At 44.6% G+C, this 15811-nt stretch carries 14 protein-coding genes and 1 pseudogene; 8 read left to right on the top strand and 7 right to left on the bottom strand.

The window, feature by feature from the left end:
• Positions 1–25: 25 nt before the first annotated feature.
• Positions 26–511 carry a pentapeptide repeat-containing protein gene (locus N0824_RS09015; protein ID WP_108936509.1) on the bottom strand — a complete coding sequence of 162 codons (486 nt, stop codon included), beginning with the start codon at positions 509–511 and terminating at the stop codon, positions 26–28.
• A gap of 404 nt (positions 512–915) precedes the next feature.
• Between N0824_RS09015 and N0824_RS09010 the strand changes: the two genes are divergently transcribed.
• On the top strand, positions 916–1680 hold the full coding sequence (locus N0824_RS09010) for a YebC/PmpR family DNA-binding transcriptional regulator (protein ID WP_108936508.1): 765 nt from the start codon (positions 916–918) through the stop codon (positions 1678–1680).
• Between the two features lie 120 nt (positions 1681–1800).
• Here N0824_RS09010 and N0824_RS09005 read toward each other — a convergent pair whose 3' ends face one another.
• Together N0824_RS09005 and N0824_RS09000 are read right to left on the bottom strand one after the other, a co-directional pair.
• On the bottom strand, positions 1801–2412 hold the full coding sequence (locus N0824_RS09005) for a 4Fe-4S single cluster domain-containing protein (RefSeq protein ID WP_108936507.1): 612 nt from the start codon (positions 2410–2412) through the stop codon (positions 1801–1803).
• An 80-nt stretch (positions 2413–2492) separates the two neighbouring features.
• Positions 2493–3674 carry an RtcB family protein gene (locus tag N0824_RS09000; RefSeq protein WP_108936506.1) on the bottom strand — a complete coding sequence of 394 codons (1182 nt, stop codon included), beginning with the start codon at positions 3672–3674 and terminating at the stop codon, positions 2493–2495.
• Positions 3675–4247: 573 nt separating this feature from the next.
• Here N0824_RS09000 and dnaK point away from each other — a divergent pair.
• On the top strand, positions 4248–6152 hold the full coding sequence (gene dnaK / locus N0824_RS08995; RefSeq protein WP_108936505.1) for a molecular chaperone DnaK: 1905 nt from the start codon (positions 4248–4250) through the stop codon (positions 6150–6152).
• Positions 6153–6221: 69 nt separating this feature from the next.
• On the opposite strand, the gene N0824_RS08990 is transcribed toward dnaK, so the two are convergent.
• The 3 genes and pseudogenes from N0824_RS08990 to N0824_RS08980 all read right to left on the bottom strand — a co-directional run bounded on the left by N0824_RS08990 (position 6222) and on the right by N0824_RS08980 (position 9621).
• Positions 6222–7184 carry a protochlorophyllide reductase gene (locus N0824_RS08990; RefSeq protein WP_108936504.1) on the bottom strand — a complete coding sequence of 321 codons (963 nt, stop codon included), beginning with the start codon at positions 7182–7184 and terminating at the stop codon, positions 6222–6224.
• 377 nt (positions 7185–7561) lie between these two features.
• Positions 7562–8564: pseudogene (locus N0824_RS08985) on the bottom strand (CsgG/HfaB family protein).
• A gap of 73 nt (positions 8565–8637) precedes the next feature.
• Positions 8638–9621, bottom strand: a complete 984-nt coding sequence (locus N0824_RS08980; protein WP_108936503.1) for a succinate dehydrogenase/fumarate reductase iron-sulfur subunit — start codon at positions 9619–9621, stop codon at positions 8638–8640.
• Between the two features lie 532 nt (positions 9622–10153).
• Here N0824_RS08980 and N0824_RS08975 point away from each other — a divergent pair.
• Both N0824_RS08975 and N0824_RS08970 read left to right on the top strand, forming a co-directional pair.
• Positions 10154–10540: an AbrB family transcriptional regulator gene (locus N0824_RS08975; RefSeq protein WP_002765913.1), complete on the top strand. Its 387-nt coding sequence runs from the start codon at positions 10154–10156 to the stop codon at positions 10538–10540.
• A 471-nt stretch (positions 10541–11011) separates the two neighbouring features.
• Positions 11012–11806, top strand: coding sequence for a CPBP family intramembrane glutamic endopeptidase (locus N0824_RS08970; RefSeq protein WP_108936502.1), 795 nt, complete (start codon positions 11012–11014; stop codon positions 11804–11806).
• On the opposite strand, the gene N0824_RS08965 is transcribed toward N0824_RS08970, so the two are convergent.
• Positions 11789–12586 (bottom strand): Tab2/Atab2 family RNA-binding protein, encoded by a 798-nt coding sequence (locus N0824_RS08965; RefSeq protein ID WP_108936501.1) that lies wholly within the window; start codon positions 12584–12586, stop codon positions 11789–11791. The two genes, N0824_RS08970 and N0824_RS08965, sit on opposite strands and share 18 nt — an antisense overlap.
• A gap of 467 nt (positions 12587–13053) precedes the next feature.
• Between N0824_RS08965 and rimM the strand changes: the two genes are divergently transcribed.
• The 4 genes from rimM (at position 13054) to N0824_RS08945 (ending at position 15750) form a co-directional block, all read left to right on the top strand.
• A complete protein-coding gene (gene rimM / locus N0824_RS08960; RefSeq protein WP_108936500.1) occupies positions 13054–13632 on the top strand; it encodes a ribosome maturation factor RimM in 579 nt (192 codons plus the stop codon).
• A gap of 261 nt (positions 13633–13893) precedes the next feature.
• On the top strand, positions 13894–14673 hold the full coding sequence (locus N0824_RS08955; RefSeq protein ID WP_108936499.1) for an ABC transporter permease: 780 nt from the start codon (positions 13894–13896) through the stop codon (positions 14671–14673).
• 52 nt (positions 14674–14725) lie between these two features.
• Positions 14726–15190, top strand: coding sequence for a hypothetical protein (locus N0824_RS08950; RefSeq protein ID WP_108936498.1), 465 nt, complete (start codon positions 14726–14728; stop codon positions 15188–15190).
• Positions 15191–15255: 65 nt separating this feature from the next.
• Positions 15256–15750: a hypothetical protein gene (locus tag N0824_RS08945; protein WP_108936497.1), complete on the top strand. Its 495-nt coding sequence runs from the start codon at positions 15256–15258 to the stop codon at positions 15748–15750.
• Positions 15751–15811: the final 61 nt, after the last annotated feature.

The raw sequence follows: 15811 nt of genomic DNA, 5'->3' as shown, positions 1-15811 counted from the left end.
GGATTAGGAGCAGCATAGTTACATATCAGGGACAAAACAGGGTATCGCGGGTATTTCTGCCAGTTATGGGGTTAGTTCCTGTGGCTATCTCACAAAGATATTTTTCCACATCGGAGCGAATAATTGCATCGGTAAAATCGGCACCGTCGATAATTGCACCTTTGATTAAAATGTTAGTGGCAAAAGCTCCTTCGAGAACGGCATTGGTAAAGTTGGCTTTGGTTAAACGGGCCGATTCTAGATCCACATTTCTCATATTGGCATCGCTAAAGTCGGCACCCTCCAAGTTGGCAGAAAAAAAGCGCACTCCTTCTAGATTGGCATGACTGAAGTTGCTACCGCGCAGATTAGAGTGATCGAAGGTGGAATCGCGCAAATCCTGCCCCGCAAAGTCGTTATTGGTCAAATTGCGGTTATTATAACTTAGGGCTTGGGCCGGAGCCAAGGAAAATATTAATACTAATATACTAGCAAACAAGGTTAGTAGAGTTTTGCGAGAAAATTGCGCCATATTGCCACCTGATCAATCAACCTTTTCTATAATAAGCTGTACTGGATTTAAACCGCATATCGGGAATTTTAGGACAAATGCTCGCACTACCCGCTCCCCTATAGTTTCTCAACACGATTTATTATCATTAGACCTCTTGCATAATTAATTTTTGATGGTTCAAAAACGGCAAAAATAAGAATTAAACTGCCTAAAATCTGTAAATAGACCATTTATTTAATTATTATTCATTCTTAATTCTCCTGACGACCGGCTCCTGGCTACTGGCTACTGACTCCTAACCCTAACAACAATTTTTAGTTTTCACAAGAGGTCTATTACCCCGCACTCGTTGACAATTATCCCCGGATTTACCAAGGACGATCGATCTGCTAGATTTTTGATGTTGGATATCTTAGATAGATATGGCTGGTCATAGTAAATGGGCAAATATTAAACGACAAAAAGCCCGGGTTGACGCCAAAAAAGGGCAAACTTTCACCCAGTTATCCCGGGCCATTATCGTGGCTACGCGTAACGGTGTTCCCGATCCGGCGGGCAATTTTCAGCTACGCACGGCGATCGAAAAAGCCAAGGCGGCCGGTATTCCTAATGACAATATCGAAAGAGCGATCGCTAAAGGGGCGGGAACTTGGGAAAATGACTCAGCTTTTGAGGAAATTCGCTACGAGGGTTATGGTCCCGGGGGTGTGGCGATCCTGATCGAAGCACTGACCGATAATCGCAATCGCACGGCTGCGGATCTGCGGGTGGCTTTTAGCAAAAATGGCGGTAATTTAGGTGAAACGGGCTGTGTGGGCTGGATGTTTGACCATAAGGGGGTAATTCGCCTTGAGGGAACTATTGATGAGGATAAGCTTTTAGAAGCTTCCCTAGAGGGCCAGGCCCAATCCTACGAGTTTTTTGACAGTAAGGAGGAAGGTCAAGGAGCAGAAGTTTTTACTGAGGTGTCTAACCTGGAGAGATTGAATAAGGTTCTGCAAGAAGCGGGATTTAAGGTCAAAGAAGCAGAATTACGCTGGATTCCCACTAATACCCTAGAAGTGAGCGATCGAGACCAGGCCCGTTTTTTATTCAAGTTAATCGACACCCTAGAATCCCTCGATGATGTGCAATCGGTGACGGCTAATTTTGATTTAGTCGAGGAATTGATGTTAGGGGATCTGTGATCCTAAATTACTAGGCAGTGATCACTGATCAGATTTGAGTTTTCAGTGAGCGGTATGAAGTGAGAGTAAGTAGTTGGACAATCTTGATTACTGATCACTGATTACTGATTCTGGGCCCAATCAAGAAATAATCTGTCCCCAAAATCCCGTAAAAATTCGGGTTCCGTCTTTGAGAATATGAATTTCCACTTGATCCGATGCCCAATTAATCTGATCTTCCAGAGCGGGATTGAGGACGTGAATCCGTTGATTGCTAGAAGAAACGGGAGAATCGGGGGAATGAATAGCCAGGGATTCCACATAGGCCCCATCCACCAAAATATCTAACTGGGCCAATAATTCTTGAGAGTGGGGCGGTGCTTCGGTTGAGCGCAATTGTTCGATCGTAAATCCCGTGAAGGACATCACATTTAAGCCTTTTTCCTTAACATATTTAGCCAATTCTGTCAAGGCTTTTGCTTGCCAAAAAGGTTCACCTCCGGAGAAAGTTAGGCCGCTATTGCGGGGATTAGCCAAAATTTTGGCAGCTAGAGACTCAACAGTAATTAATTGATTGATCTTAAAGGACCAGGAAGCTGGATTAAAACAACCCCGACACTCGCGAGAACAACCCTGTACCCAGACCACGGCCCGACAACCGGGACCGTTAACGGCGGATTCATCCACATAGCCCATGATATTGAGATGATGGGCGGGAATTGGCGCTAATTCGGCAGCAATAGTCAGACTCATCGCTTACAATCCTCGATCGATTCCTATCTTTTTCATGCTAGGGAAAAAACGACAAAAATCGATCGCTCTTGCCATGATTTTTAACCTTTGACACACATAACCTGCTTGAGAGTGGCGACAATTTCCACTAGATCAGCCTGTTGATTCATCACCTGTTGGATCGGTTTATAAGCTCCCGGAATCTCATCAATAACGCCCTCATCCTTGCGGCATTCAACCCCTTGGGTTTGGGCGATTAAATCATCAAGAGTAAAGGTTTTTTTAGCCAGATTTCTCGACATCAAGCGCCCGGCCCCGTGGGAACAGGAACAGAAGCTATTATGTTCCCCTTTGCCCTTAACAATATAAGATTGCGCTCCCATGGAACCGGGGATAATGCCATAATCGGTTTCTCTGGCGCGGACGGCTCCTTTGCGGGTGACATAAACCTCCTCCCCAAAATGAATTTCTTTTTCGGCATAATTGTGATGACAATTAACCACTAAGAGGGGTTTAGTTGGTTTGCCTCCCGCTAGATGTTTTTCAACAATCCGTTTAAATCTAGCCATCATAATTTCCCGATTATAACGGGCATATTCCTGGGCCCATTGTAGGTCATGCCAGTAGGCGGCAAATTCTTCTGTACCGGCGACAAAGTAGGCCAAATCGAGGTCGGGTAATTTACCTTCTGCTAGTTTTGCTAACTCTTTGGCCGTATCAATATGACATTGGGCCAGTTGATTACCAATACCTCTAGAACCGGAATGGAGCATTAACCAAACTTGATTGTCTGTATCTAAACAAATTTCGATAAAGTGATTGCCGCCTCCCAGGGACCCCATTTGTTTAAGGGCTTTTTTCTCTAGGTTTTGTACGCCTCGATGAATCTGTTTAAATTCCGCCCATTTTGGCCATTTAGTTACTTCCCGATCCACTTCTTTATTTTCCGCAAAACCGACGGGAATATTCGCCTCCACATCGAGGCGAATTTTTTTAAGTTTTCCCTGCAATTGTTCACCAGTAAAAGGCATTTTTAGGGCAGCCATGCCGCAACCGATATCGACTCCGACGGCGGCGGGAATTACGGCATCTTTGGTGGCAATCACCGAACCGACTAAAGCACCTTTACCCAAGTGAACATCGGGCATTAAAGAAATGTGTTTATAAACAAAAGGGAGGGAAGCGACATTTTTGGCCATTTGGGTCTCTTGGGGTCCCAATTCATGGCCTGCCCAAGATAAAATCGGTGTCGGTGTGGAAAGTTGCAGAGTTTCGTAAGTCATATTTTTTATGAAATAATCAGATAAAAAGCGGGTACAACCAAGGCAATAAGGCAATGGAGATTCTGCGATAAATTTAGATAAATTGTTATCGGCGATCGTATTTTAGCGCAGAGGATAAGCTATTGACTATCTAGGGCTTGCTGAAAAAATCTAAAAACCTTGTTGGATAAGGCTTTTAGACTTTTTTTACCTCAAAAAGTGCCGACCATTGGAGGATCGGGGGTAAAATTCCTGGACTTTTTCCCTGAAAATTAGGTAACTGACTACCTCAAAATCGGTAAAACCCTACACCCCACACCCCACACCCTGCCCCCACGAAAAACTTTTTCAGCAGCCCCTATCTAAATTACCCGTTCAGACTGCACCCCTGGAGAATTTTTCACTTTCACCGGAGGCTTACCGACTACTACAATACTACCAAAAAGGTTCGGATACCTACACTATCGAGAAAGCGGGGTTATTTTGCACTATAGAGATAACAAAGGAACTGATAGGGGTGGGTATCGCCTAAAAACCGAGTACAGTTCCGATTCTAGAAGTCACTATAAGTTGTATCGGAGCAGCACAAAGATTATGGGAAAAGTAGTTGGAATTGACTTAGGGACGACTAACTCCTGCGTCGCGGTTATGGAAGGGGGTAAACCCACCGTTATCGCCAACGCCGAAGGATTTAGAACCACGCCCTCAGTCGTCGCCTACGCCAAAAATGGCGATCGCCTAGTAGGACAAATCGCCAAACGTCAAGCGGTAATGAACCCGCAAAATACCTTTTATTCCGTCAAACGCTTTATCGGCCGGAAATTCAACGAAGTTACCAACGAAGCCACAGAAGTATCCTACAAAACTCTCCAAGACGGCAACGGCAACGTTAAATTAGACAGTCCCGCCCAGGGCAAACAATTCGCCCCCGAAGAAATTTCCGCCCAGGTACTGCGGAAACTGGTGGAAGATGCCAGTAAATACCTAGGCGAAACCGTTACCCAAGCAGTCATCACCGTACCCGCTTATTTTAATGACTCCCAACGTCAAGCCACCAAAGATGCCGGTAAAATTGCCGGGATTGAAGTTCTCCGCATTATCAACGAACCCACTGCCGCCTCTCTTGCCTACGGATTAGACAAAAAAGCTAACGAAACCATTCTCGTTTTTGACTTGGGTGGGGGAACCTTTGACGTATCGGTTCTAGAAGTGGGTGATGGTGTCTTTGAAGTTCTCGCTACCTCTGGAGATACTCATCTCGGGGGTGATGACTTCGATAAAAAAATCGTCGATTATCTAGCCGAAGAATTCAAAAAAGTTGAGGGAATAGATCTCCGTCAAGATAAACAGGCCCTGCAACGTCTCACAGAAGCGGCAGAAAAAGCCAAAATTGAGCTTTCTAGCGTTACCCAAGCGGAAATTAACCTGCCCTTCATCACCGCTACCGCCGAAGGACCCAAACACCTAGATACCACTTTAACCAGAGCTAAATTTGAAGAAATTTGCGCCGATTTAATTGATCGCTGTCGGATTCCCGTCGAAAATGCCGTCCGCGATGCCAAAATCAATAAATCTGCCCTCGATGAAGTGGTTCTCGTCGGTGGTTCAACCCGGATTCCCGCCGTTCAAGAATTAGTTAAAAAAGTTCTGGGCAAAGATCCCAACCAAAGCGTTAACCCCGATGAAGTGGTAGCCGTGGGCGCTGCTATTCAAGGTGGTGTTCTCGCCGGTGAAGTCAAAGATATTCTTCTGCTTGATGTTTCGCCCCTGTCTTTGGGTGTAGAAACCCTCGGCGGTGTGATGACGCGGATTATTACCCGCAACACCACTATTCCCACCAAAAAATCGGAAGTTTTCTCCACGGCAGTGGATGGACAAACTAACGTAGAAATCCACGTCCTGCAAGGGGAACGGGAAATGGCCAAAGATAACAAGAGTTTGGGAACTTTCCGACTAGATGGCATCCCTCCCGCTCCTCGTGGTGTGCCTCAAATCGAAGTGGTTTTCGACATCGATGCTAACGGTATTTTAAATGTCACCGCTAAGGATAAAGGTACAGGAAAAGAACAATCGATCAGCATCACCGGCGCTTCTACCTTGCCCCAAAATGAAGTGGAACGCATGGTAAATGAGGCAGAATCGAACGCCTCGGCCGATAAGGAACGTCGCGAACGCATTGAACGCAAAAATCAAGCTGATTCCCTGGTTTATCAAGCTGAGAAGCAGTTAGCCGAGTTGGGCGATAAGGTTCCCCCATCCGAGAAAAATAAAGCCCAAGGGTTGATTAAAGATCTGAAAGAAGCGATCGCTCAAGACGATGATGGTAAGATCAAAACCATCCTACCGGAATTACAACAAGCCCTCTATGCGATCGGTAGCAGTATGTATCAGCAAGGGGCCCCTAGCAATCCCCCCGGTGGCAATGATGACAATGGCCCCTCTGGTGGTGCTGGTGGCGGCGATGATGTCATCGATGCCGAATTCTCCGACGCTAAATAAAAATTAAGTTCCTAGCTTCGACAAGGACACAAGGTAACTTGTGTCCTTTTTCAGGCTCAAAATCGGAAATTAGGCTAATCCGACTAATTTAGCGCTGTATTCCCACATTTTTGCGCCTCTTTCATCGTCGCGAGCTTGAGGAGAAACCCTTTGAACAAAGGATTTACCCTCTTTTTTCTGACGGTTGCCCCAACTCCAGTAAGCACCGGATTGACGGTATTCGGGGTCAGCCACCACCATAGCGACTCTTTCCCCGGCTAATTCTTGGGAAACATAGCCACCGGTGATATTTTTCTGGAACCAGGGGAAAAACTGCTGGAAAAAGGGGTAATGATTGCGGAAAAGCGGTGTGTCGGCCACACAACCCGGATAGAGGGAAGTAAAAGTGATTCCAGTGGATTCGTGATAACGTTTGTGCAGTTCCCGCATGGTGAGAACATTACACACCTTACTATCTTTGTAGGCTTTGACCGATTCAAATTTTTTGCCGTCGGCCATAGTAATCGGTTCTTTGAAACCCTTGGCAAACCCTTCCAAATCGCCCAAATCGGGACGAGGAGGAATTTTACCGCCTAATTCATCGGGATTATGGGTGACAGTGCCGAGAATGACTAAACGGCGGTCGGGAGAAGGGGAATTTTTTAGATCTTCCAAGAGCAAATTCGAGAGCAGGAAATGACCTAAATGATTGGTGGCCATGCTCAATTCATAACCGTCGGGACTTCTTAAGGGTTCTTTGAGCAAAGGCAGATAGATAGCGGCATTACAGACTAAAGCGGTTAGAGATCTGCCCAAGGCCCGGAAATTTTTAACGAAGCGCCGGACGCTATCGAGGGAACCGAGGTCGATAAATTCAATACAGTAGTTATCCCGGGGAATGTTTAATTCCTTGGCCGACTGTTCCATTTTCGGGATATCCCGACAGGCCATAACCACAAACCAACCTCTTTGAGCAAGGGATTTAGCGGCGTAGAGACCGACTCCAGAAGTTGTCCCAGTAATGATCACCGTGGGTTTTTGATCTTGTACCATTTTTTGATAGTTTTTGTTAATCGCTCTGGTCTAGGGAATATGCAAGGGATTCCGATTATAAATTCTATCGGTTGTCTTACCTGACCCCCAGGTTCGCTTTACATAACTTCAAATTTTCGTGAGTGTTCACTTATCAGTTATCAGTGATCAGTGATCAGACTTGAGTTTTAAGTTTACCGATCTTCCCACTTCCCCACCTCCCCACTTCATATAGCAATTCCCATAGTTGTGAGGTACAGAGTCTTAGGTTTTGAGGAGTCAGGAGTCAGGAGTCAGGATTCGGGATTCAGGATTCGGGATTCAGGAGTTAAGATTTTGGTGTACCTCATGAGATTGGGAAACGCTATAATTCATAATTCATAATTCATAATTCCAGGTTAACGAATCGGTTTAGCTAAATCACCGATTTTAAACCCATTACCGGTAATGATGCGGCCGACGCTAGATTGACCATCAGCTTCGACAATTTCGAGAGTGCCAATCGGTTGAGTAATCTGACGAATAACCTTACCCGTTTGCGGATCCTTGACCGTTTGAGTCGTCCGTTCGATGGAAATGCGTAAACCGACACGATAGCCTTCTCCCGTACCTTTATTGAGAATTACCTGATTTCCCGCCACGGCAGCCACTAAAGCGGTGACAGTCGGGAGCGAGCGAGGTGTAGCGGCGATTTGGTCGGCTTTATTATTGAGATTATCCACCACCTGCGCCACTGCCTTATCGGTGGCAATACTGAGTAATTTCCCTTCGTTGGAGGTTTGGGAACCACCCCCAACTCCTAAAACCACGGTTGAACCATCGGATTGATTGGCAGTACCATCTCCCTGAGCGGTGGTAATAATTTCGGCCGTGGTGGTATTAATTGCCCGGACATTTAACTTGACAAAAGCATCGGTTTCTGTCTTGGCGGTGCTAAAAATAATAAACGAGCCACCGGATTGTTTTTTTTGTAAATCGAATTGGGTAATCGAACCGATAATGACCACGTCCACCCCCAAAATTTGCCCGATTTGAGCGGCGGTAGCGGCATCTACACGTCCCGAAGCACCCAAATTCTGTTCTCTGAGGACGGCATCAATGCGACTGCGCTCAATGACTGTATAGCGACCACTTTCCACTAATTTGTTGACGAGAATATCACTGACACCACTGGCTCCACCATTGAGAAATGTTAACCACTGGGGATTACTGAGACCGCTATAATCGAAGTCTAAAACCGCTACTCGCACCTTTTCGCTTTTTTGGGCTAATAGTAAAGGTAAATCGTTAGAGATAGCTTGGGAAAAAGCCGGTGGGTTGAAGCTAAAACCCAAAACTAGAAGCGACTCCCACAAGGGTGATTAGGGCAGAAAAACCACGGATGCTATCTCGAGCGAACATGATCAGGAGTTCTCCAGTCATATAGAATATAGCTCATAATACATCTGAAAATTGCTCTAACTATCGACAGTGATCAAGAGCGAGAATTTTGAATGGCAGTAATTAAACCTCTCACCTCCTCGGTTCCCTCGGAAGCTTCAAAGGAAGTGGGAAATTTACCCTTAGCAATCATCCGCAATCCCAAGGGGGCAATACTTAATAAACCCTGTAAATCGCGCCAATAATTGCCCAGCACATAGAGGCCGAATTGGCGTTCATCCACCCATCCCCCTGCTTTGACTAATTCCACTAAAACTTTCCGGTGACGAATGGGACGACTACTATCGGCCGACTTGCGAGCGAGTATCTCCTGTTTAATTTTACCGATCTGATCCATGGGGTCCACTTCCATGGGACAAACCGCATTACAGAAATAGCAACGGGTACACCCCCAAACCCCTGCGGTGCCTTGGTTATAAAGTTCTAGACGACCTTCTTGATTACCATCGCGGGAATCTGCTAGGGTGCGCTGCGCTTTTGCCAAAGCGTGGGGCCCGACAAAATCGGGATTGACTTGCTTGGCGTTACATTCCGAATAACAGGCCCCGCACATAATGCAGTTACCCATCTGATTGAGATTGGCTCTTTCTTCTGGAGTTTGCAGAAATTCTCGTTCGGGAATGGTGCGTGCTTGACTACTAATATAAGGTTCAACCCTTTCTAAATCGTCCCAAAACGGTTGCATATTGACGATTAAATCCCGGATAATTGGTAAATTACCCAGGGGTGCGATCGTGATTTCGGGAATTTCTCCGGTATCTTTTTGGCTACAATGGTTTAATTCACTGGCGATATTTTGTTGACAAGCCAAGGCCGAACGACCGTTAATTTTCATCGCACAGCTGCCACAAATTGTATTGCGGCAATTTTTACGAAAGGCCAAAGTTCCATCAAGTTCCCATTTGATGCGATTAAGGCAGTCGAGAATTGTATTTCCCGCCTCCACCTCTAGGGTAAAATTTTCTAGGTAGGGGGTGTCGTTGGGTCGTTGACGCAGAATTTTAAAAGAAACTTTCATACTCGGCACGGGGATGAGGGACTCCTAATACTCAGGATAATCGATGTTAACGGGCCAAAGGGGAGCTAGTAATGGTAATTAATCCTTAAGATTTTCCCTAGTCGGTTTAGTCAAGGGGTGGGTATCTAGGCCTAATGATAGATGGGCAAGTCGCTCGAAAACAGTTTAATCACCCCGGATTTACTGCTCTGGGTCATTAGTTTTTTGCCAACTCCAACCACAAGTAAATTTTCTCAATTCCTTACTGGGTATAGCTTAAACGGTTTTACGTCCTCACTTTCTCCCCCCGGTTTTCCTCGCACCCGACCAAAAATTGCCAGAGTCTTGACCAAAAATTTCCTCTCCCCCACAAGCTTTACACTTACTACCTAGTCCGGAGTCTTCTTAGCACGATTGTCATCACCGAACCATCAGTTTTAAAAAATTTATTATTCCCCTCTAGACATTTTTGGCAAGATTTTTGGTATGATTAATTTGTCAGTGTAAACTTAATTGACAGTCAGTCAAAAATCAAGGAACATTAAAAAGTACCATGAGTGACATCTCTCCTACTCCCCTAACCGGGAAAGCTCTACTACAAAAAGTCAAAGAGTTATCCCACTTACCCCGTCGCGAAACGGCAAAACGTTGTGGTTACTACTCTCAAAGTAAAGATGGCCAAGTTCGGGTCAATTTAACCGACTTTTACGATGCTGTTTTGGGTGCAAAAGGGGTTCCTCTCGATCCCGAAGGCACTAAAGATGGCCGTGGCCGCGAACCCACTTTCCGGGTTAGTGTCCACAAAAATGGTCAAATCGTCATCGGTTCCACCTATACCGAACAAATGAACTTGCAGCCCGGCGATGAGTTTGAAATCAAACTTGGCTACAAGCACATCCACCTCAAACAAACGGAATCAGAAGAATCGGTAGAAGCTTAAATAGGTTACGGAGTAGGGATAAGGAAAAAAAATCGGCAGTCAAAAGGGCTAGTTTTGACAAGACCGACCGAAAAGACAATATAGATTCTTACCCCTAATTCTAACCCCTGACCGCCTCTTTTATCAACTTGAGGGGTTTTCCTTAAGCACTTTTTCTTCTTTTTCGCAACCCCCTAGAGATAGATATGTGTTGGAGCTAGGCTTTACCAGAGCAAAGTTCCACAGTTATCCTATGCCTAGGGGTTTGTTGTTTTAGCTATCAGGAGTCAGGAGACTCCGAGACAGGAGACAGGCTTCGGCCGTGAGCTCAGCCGAACGGAGACAGGAGTCAGGAGACAGGCTTCGGCCGTGAGCTCAGCCGAACGGAGACAGGAGACAGGAGACAGCTTTGTTCTCCCCACACCCCACACCCCACTTCATAATTCATAATTCATAATTTATAATTCCCACTTCCATAACACCTAATTGACAATGGACATTGCCGCCTTAACAAAAATTATTATTTTCCTGTTAGCCTGGTTAATTCTCTGGCTGCCGATTGCCATTGGTTTAGGGAGTCGTTTGGGATGGCAACCGCTGCAAGGGACAAAACCTGACCAGAAATTGCCACTGGTGGCCTCTCTTTACGCCTTGGCTCCCTTAGTTATCTGGGGATTATTAAAGATAGAGGGGAGCAGCCTCGATAATTACGGATTAATTTGGTCATTTTCCCTATTTATCTCCCTAACTAAAGGATTAATCCTAGCAGTGGTGGGATTAGGGATAATTTTTTTCCTAGAGGGGATTTTGACATGGGTACATTGGCAGCCCAAAAATCTAACTCGCGCTTTTTCCTTGAGTTTACCCCTGTTGATAGTGGCCTTCTGGGTGGGTATTACCGAGGAATTAATCTTTCGGGGCATCTTTTTGAGCCAATTAAGCCAAGAATACGGTTTTTGGGTGGCTGGAGCCATTTCTAGCCTAATTTTTGCCCTGCTGCACTTGCTTTGGGAACGTCAGCAAACGCTGCCGCAACTACCCGGTTTATTTCTGATGGGGATGGTTCTGGTCTGGGCGCGGGCGATCGATCATGATAGTTTAGGATTAGCTTGGGGACTTCATAGCGGTTGGGTATGGGGATTGGCCTTGCTAGACAGTGCCGAATTGATGTCTTACAGCGATTCTGGGTTAGTTTGGATTAAAGGTATCTATAACCAACCTTTAGCGGGTTTAGCGGGTATTCTTTGCCTCTTGGGGACAGCTTGGGGGTTAAACTTGTTTCAGTAGCCAAAAGCCGGTAAAAGTGCGGCCAGAATCATCCGGTTGTATCAGGAGAAAGTGCAAACCTTGGCTTTCCTGTTTGGTTGCCTGATAAATATTGGCTGCCCGGGCCACTTCTTCATCTTCGTAGGTCAGAAAAATCCAACGTTCATTTAGTCCCGATTCCAAGACTAAACCGCCCGATCGCCCCCTTTCTGTGGGAATATGATCGATAAATACTGGGTTAATTTCCTCTAACCAACGAGCGATGGCAAGAGATTTTTTACCACCGGTAATAACCACACCGGGGATCATGAGAGTGGAGGCTAAACCCAATTTTAAGGGAGAAAAGGCCTCTGGCAGGGAAAGAATCGGTATTCTGCGATCACCAAAAAAGTTAACTAAATCAACGGCGGGAAAACGAGCAAAACGCCACTCTTGACCTAAAAATTGGTCTGGTAGGGGTTGTGGTGGAGGAGAGTCGATATTTATGGGGATTTGCCGTAATTCTAGCTGTTTTTTCAGAGCCTTAACGTGACGGGTTAACTCAATTTTGATCTGTAAATTTTGACCAGCGAGGAGAAATAAATTGGCGCATTGGGGGCGAAAAACTTGGATAATTTCTGGGGAGGAGACTTGACAAGCTTGCTGTAACTGTTGGGTTAACCAGTCGCTATTAGCTTGGGATTGGGGACAGGAATTTTCATAGATAAGATGACCAAGAGAATCGAAAATTAACAATTGCCAGACTGTCTCAGGAGGAGGAGAAGATGAAGATTTATAAAAATCCGCTTGCCAAATAGTCATAATTCAGTAAAAAGCCACCAGTAAAAAGTCAAAAAATGGTCAGGAGTAGAGGTCAACTAAAGATTTTACCTTACCAAGACTTTTAAAATAAACCTCTTGCATAATTAATTTTTGAAGGTTCAAAAACGGCAAAAATAAGGATTAAATTGCCTAAAATTTGTAAATAAACCATTTAATTGATTATTATTTATACTAAATCCGTTGAGTAACGCACAGAAAACGGGTTTCTCGGAGAAACCCGTTTTCTGCTCATGCACTCATGCAAAAAGGGGAATAAATAATCAGTCTTTAATAACCAGATTTAGTATTATTCTTAATTCTCCTGACTACTGACGACCGGCTACTGAAGACCGGCTACTGACTCCTAACCCTAACAACAATTTTTGATTTTTACAAGAGGTCTAATCTAGGAGCGAGACAAAAAAGGCTATATACTAGGGAAAGCTATAGCAAAAAATGTCAAGACAATGGAAGAAAATTGGCTAGAAATTGGGACAATAGTAGCACCCCAGGGACTGGAGGGAGAATTGCGAGTTTTATCGGTATCAGATTTTCCCGAACGTTTTCAGAAGCGAGGTATTAGGGGAATACAAGGGATCCAAGGGGGAGAAATCCGAGAAATTACTCTGCTCAGGGGACGTGAGCTACCGGGCAAAAATGTTTATGTTATCAAGTTAGAGGGGGTTGAAAATCGGGAACAAGCTGAAGCTTTGCGCGGATATAAATTATGGGCGAATAAACTAGAAAAACCTCGCCTAAAAGCGGATGAATATCATGTTAGCGAGCTAGTAAACTTAGAGGTTTATCATCACCTGACAGGAGAAAAAATCGGGGTTGTGGTGGATATTTTGTGGGCGGGTAATGACATTTTAGCAGTGCAACTAGAAGCAAATCTCGCCCCCCTCAAGAAAAAAAGTTCATCCTCCGACTCAGGGGCCCGGGCCCTGGTCCCCTTCGTCAAAGAAATTGTGCCACTGGTGGATCTGAAAGCGGCACGCATCGAGATTACGCCACCACCGGGGTTATTAGAGATCAATTTATCCTAGGCTTATTCTTGATGGCGGATTGGGACGGTGAGGAAGTTTCAGGACAACTACAACAAAACCAAGGAGTCAGCTGCCTGCAAAGATAAGGTAACACTGGAACAGTAAGGATTAGCTGCTTTTTTAGCTAACTTAACAATACCTAGTTATCCCTAGGGACTGCTAACCAACCGTGACAATTTTTGATTTTTAGAGGAGGTCCACTTTTGTCACGGAAATGGGTAATCTCAAAAGGAAAGACAGATATTATTTTGATGAAAGGCTATGGGTATCAGCATCCTGAGAATCTGGGCGATCGCAGCTAATAGTTTTCGCGAGGTTATTCGCGATCGCATTCTTTACTTTATCGGGTTTTTTGCCTTGTTGATGGCCTTCGCTTGGCGTTTATTACCAGAAATTGCGGTGGGAACCCATGAGAAAATCTTTCTTGACTTGGGATTAGCGGCTATTGGACTATTAGGGATAATTGTCGCAGTTTTTGTGGGTACAGGGCTAATTAATAAGGAAATTGACAAGAGAACTATTTTAGTTTTGATTCCCAAACCCCTGAGTCGGGCCGAATTTATCCTCGGTAAACACTTGGGTTTGTCCGGGGTTTTAGCGGTGATGTTGGGGGTAATGTTGGTGATTTACCTGCTGATGTTGCTGGGGATGAAAGTATCTTTTCAAGCTTTACCCCTGATTGTCTCGGTTTTCTATCTCGGTTTGGAATTAATTCTCATTGCGGCCGTGGCGATCGCTTTTGGGGTATTCACCAGTTCGATTATAGCCACGTTAATGACTTTTGGGGTCTATCTAATGGGTCACATCAGCAAAGATCTGATCCAATTGGGTATAATCAGCAAAAATCCCAATATTCTCGCTATCACCAAAAATATTTATCTAATTCTCCCAGATTTGGAGAGATTGAATTTTAGAAATGAGGCCGTTTATGGTTTGCTGCCTAGTGCTGATGTGTTAATCGGTAATGCCCTCTACAGTCTCGTTTATACTGGTCTATTATTGGGTATCTCCATCCTCATCTTTTCACGACGACAATTTTAAATGACCTTGCCGAATGTCATCGCCATCGATTAGTTTATAGACATGATTAGCCATGAAATTAAAGGCACAACTGCATATTTTAAGTCGAGAAGCGGTCAATTACGGACTGGCAACCGTGGTCATGGACGAAGCGGTTAATCCCGTCCTTGCAGCTTTTGCTAGACAGTTAAAACATTTACAATACTATGTGGTGCAGAATAGCCAGGGTGATTGGTTACTAACCACCTTAGCTCATCGGCAGCAGCCGCAACAGGAAAAAAGGGTGATCTATGCCTTTGCTACGGAAAAAATGGCCCTATCTGCCCAAAATACTGCTAATTCCCCCCTATCAACGCTCCTGATTCCCGTAACCCATCTTTTATTCCAATTATTTGCCGTAGAAAAAGTAGATAGTATTATTTTTCTGGAAAATGCACACACCGCTCAAACAGGAAAAGAAATCTCCCGGATCCAATTAAAGGCTAATATTGAAAAACAACTACAAAAACTGGGGACAATTGCTGCCAATCTTGCTTAATTAGTTATCAATAGGGAAAAGTTAATTATCTGCAATGGCCTTTTTTACTCTTACTCACATTAACCATGACTGAGCCAACCCGATTAAACTATCACGATACCTATTCTTGTCCCGTCTGTCGCCATGGTAAAATTGCCGCTTTACCACTAATGGAAGCCTATGCTTGTAACTTTTGTCAACACATTTTTACTGCTAATTTAGAAAGACAGCTTTTAAAAATGGCCGATAGTCAATTACCCTTAACTTGGTATTGGAATGGTAAGTATTGGCAGGGTTTACCGAGAGAAGGAATGGAGATGGCAGGTTTTTACTTAATTATCGGTTTAGGATTTGTGATTTTTCCCACAGCAATTGTGGCTACGGGAGCCTATCTTTTTCCTCCGGTCGAGGGGAGTCCTTTGTCATGGGTGCCTCTATTTTGGTCGATTTTAACCTTTATTTGCCATGCTATTTGTTTACTCTGGTTAATTATCGAATATTATCAGTTTCCCGTTAATATGTATCTACGGGCTTTGGCCCGTCGTTGGCAAAATTCTTTTGTTACTAGATTATTATCCTAGGAAACATTCAATCCCAGAAAGGGGAGATGGGAATTATGAATTATGAATTATCAATTATGAA

The organism is Microcystis sp. 0824, from assembly GCF_003112475.1.
GTDB classification, from domain to species: Bacteria; Cyanobacteriota; Cyanobacteriia; order Cyanobacteriales; family Microcystaceae; genus Microcystis; species Microcystis aeruginosa_C.
Note: the sequence above shows the minus strand (reverse complement) of the source record. Positions and strands in the feature narration are given on the sequence as shown.

What these genes read in the sequence shown, in the direction of transcription:
- N0824_RS08955 (WP_108936499.1), top strand. Translation starts at nt 13,894, where the DNA reads ATGGGTATCAGCATCCTGAGAATCTGGGCGATCGCAGCTAATAGTTTT.
- N0824_RS08970 (WP_108936502.1), top strand. Translation starts at nt 11,012, where the DNA reads ATGGACATTGCCGCCTTAACAAAAATTATTATTTTCCTGTTAGCCTGG.
- N0824_RS09010 (WP_108936508.1), top strand. Translation starts at nt 916, where the DNA reads ATGGCTGGTCATAGTAAATGGGCAAATATTAAACGACAAAAAGCCCGG.
- dnaK (WP_108936505.1), top strand. Translation starts at nt 4,248, where the DNA reads ATGGGAAAAGTAGTTGGAATTGACTTAGGGACGACTAACTCCTGCGTC.
- rimM (WP_108936500.1), top strand. Translation starts at nt 13,054, where the DNA reads ATGGAAGAAAATTGGCTAGAAATTGGGACAATAGTAGCACCCCAGGGA.
- N0824_RS08950 (WP_108936498.1), top strand. Translation starts at nt 14,726, where the DNA reads ATGAAATTAAAGGCACAACTGCATATTTTAAGTCGAGAAGCGGTCAAT.
- N0824_RS08980 (WP_108936503.1), bottom strand. Translation starts at nt 9,621, where the DNA reads ATGAAAGTTTCTTTTAAAATTCTGCGTCAACGACCCAACGACACCCCC.
- N0824_RS09005 (WP_108936507.1), bottom strand. Translation starts at nt 2,412, where the DNA reads ATGAGTCTGACTATTGCTGCCGAATTAGCGCCAATTCCCGCCCATCAT.
- N0824_RS08965 (WP_108936501.1), bottom strand. Translation starts at nt 12,586, where the DNA reads ATGACTATTTGGCAAGCGGATTTTTATAAATCTTCATCTTCTCCTCCT.
- N0824_RS09015 (WP_108936509.1), bottom strand. Translation starts at nt 511, where the DNA reads ATGGCGCAATTTTCTCGCAAAACTCTACTAACCTTGTTTGCTAGTATA.
- N0824_RS09000 (WP_108936506.1), bottom strand. Translation starts at nt 3,674, where the DNA reads ATGACTTACGAAACTCTGCAACTTTCCACACCGACACCGATTTTATCT.
- N0824_RS08990 (WP_108936504.1), bottom strand. Translation starts at nt 7,184, where the DNA reads ATGGTACAAGATCAAAAACCCACGGTGATCATTACTGGGACAACTTCT.
- N0824_RS08945 (WP_108936497.1), top strand. Translation starts at nt 15,256, where the DNA reads ATGACTGAGCCAACCCGATTAAACTATCACGATACCTATTCTTGTCCC.
- N0824_RS08975 (WP_002765913.1), top strand. Translation starts at nt 10,154, where the DNA reads ATGAGTGACATCTCTCCTACTCCCCTAACCGGGAAAGCTCTACTACAA.